The organism is Synechococcus sp. H55.9, assembly GCF_047462355.1.
Classification (GTDB): Bacteria; Cyanobacteriota; Cyanobacteriia; order Thermostichales; family Thermostichaceae; genus Thermostichus.
Genome location: NZ_JANSJB010000171.1, coordinates 1 through 1,548, shown reverse-complemented (window position 1 = coordinate 1,548; position 1,548 = coordinate 1). Strand labels below are relative to the sequence as shown.

General features: G+C 55.6%; 3 protein-coding genes. 1 reads left to right on the top strand and 2 read right to left on the bottom strand.

Features of this window, described 5'->3' with window-relative positions:
• Nucleotides 1-36 precede the first annotated feature (36 nt).
• Nucleotides 37-615 carry a Uma2 family endonuclease gene (locus tag NW857_RS12865; RefSeq protein ID WP_414334321.1) on the bottom strand — a complete coding sequence of 193 codons (579 nt, stop codon included), beginning with the start codon at nucleotides 613-615 and terminating at the stop codon, nucleotides 37-39.
• 162 nt (nucleotides 616-777) lie between these two features.
• On the opposite strand from NW857_RS12865, the gene NW857_RS12860 reads away from it, so the two are divergent.
• On the top strand, nucleotides 778-960 hold the full coding sequence (locus tag NW857_RS12860) for a hypothetical protein (protein ID WP_414369186.1): 183 nt from the start codon (nucleotides 778-780) through the stop codon (nucleotides 958-960).
• On the opposite strand, the gene NW857_RS12855 is transcribed toward NW857_RS12860, so the two are convergent.
• The coding region (locus tag NW857_RS12855) for a type 1 glutamine amidotransferase (RefSeq protein ID WP_414369185.1) at nucleotides 922-1,548 on the bottom strand (627 nt) is incomplete at its 5' end. The genes NW857_RS12860 and NW857_RS12855 overlap by 39 nt on opposite strands.

Genomic DNA, 1,548 nt, shown 5'->3' with positions numbered 1-1,548 from the left:
TAGCGGGCCGTAGGCCCTAAACGTTGCAGGATGCAGCTAAGACCAGATCTGGCGGATGGGCAAGGTAAAGCCGGGTAGCACCTCTTCCCCTGAGAGAGTTTGCGGGTCTTCCAGCAATTCCGGCGCCTTCCCTGCCCGGTAGATCATCGCCCGCTTGCCCTTGGGATCCAGCAGCCATCCCAGCCGGCAGCCGTTGTCCATGTACTCCTGCATCTTGGCCTGGGTTTGAGTCCAAGAGTCGGTGGGCGAGAGGATCTCCACCACAAAATCGGGGCACAAGGGCAGAAAGCCCTGACGGGCTTCCGGATCCAAAGCTTCCCACTTCTCAATCGGGATCCAGGCTAAATCGGGAGAGCGGTCGCTGCCCGAAGGCAGAGAAAAGCCGGTGGAGGAATCAAATGTTTTGCCCCGGCCCGATTGCCGATTCCAAAGAGTTAGATCTGTGGTGATCTCGGCGCTCCAGTGGCCCGTTTCTCCCCCGGTTGGAGACATGATGACCAGCTCTCCTTGGGCAGTGCGTTCCAACTTCAGCTCAGGATTAGCGGCACAAAGCCGGATAAAATTCGCCCGCGTCAGGGTTATCAAAGGGCTTAAATTGAGCGTCAAAGTCGTCATGGCAGGAATTGGGCGTTTATTTGTCTATTGTCTATAAATTGCAGGGCGTTTTGCCTTGGAGACCGACAGGCGAGCTAGCGACCGGCCCTTTGTTCGCCAGCAAATTGGGGTAGACTGCTGCCGAGCAGGGGATCCTGAATCAAAAATTAAGCGACGACTTTTTTGAATCTTCGCCCCACGGGATCCCTGCCGCCACAGTTTCGGACTCACCTGGAGCCGAACTACCGCACCTCAGACCCGATGTACAAGCTCAACTTGGCCCTAGAAGAATTGCCCCGCTACACCGCGGCCCCTGCTGAAGTGCCCCTAGAAGTGGTCGGTTCTGCCACGACTGCACAAGAATGAGAGCACCTCACCCATCAAACTGTTTATTGCTTGGTACTTTTCGGGTGGAGCTGCAAGAATGGCTGCCTCAGATTGCACATATGTAGATGGCAACAGTTCGTCGCGGCAGTGGGAGACAAGCTCTTGCGCCGCTTCTGGCGTGGTTTCCAAGTGAAACTGGAGGCCGATCACTGAGCGCCCAAGCTGAAAGGCCTGGTTCTCACAGCCTTCGCTCTTGGCAAGGTGAATTGCACCGGGTGGCAGCTCAAAAGTTTCCCCGTGCCAGTGGAAAACCTCAATTGAGGGCGAGAAGCGAAAGGTTAGCTCATCAGGGGGCTGTACCCCTTGTACCGGCCACCAACCTATTTCCTTAACGGGATTTGGAAACACTCGGCTACCCATTGCGCTGGCAATCAGTTGTGCCCCCAGACAGATGCCCAAAACCGACTTGCCGGCCTCAATGGCATTGCGGATAAACCCCTTCTCCTGCACTAGCCAAGGAAACGCCCTTTCATCATTGGCGCTCATAGGGCCGCCCATGACGATGAGCATGTCAAATTCATCCAGGCTAGGCAATCTCGTCGATTCAAAAAACTTTGTGCCCGTTAC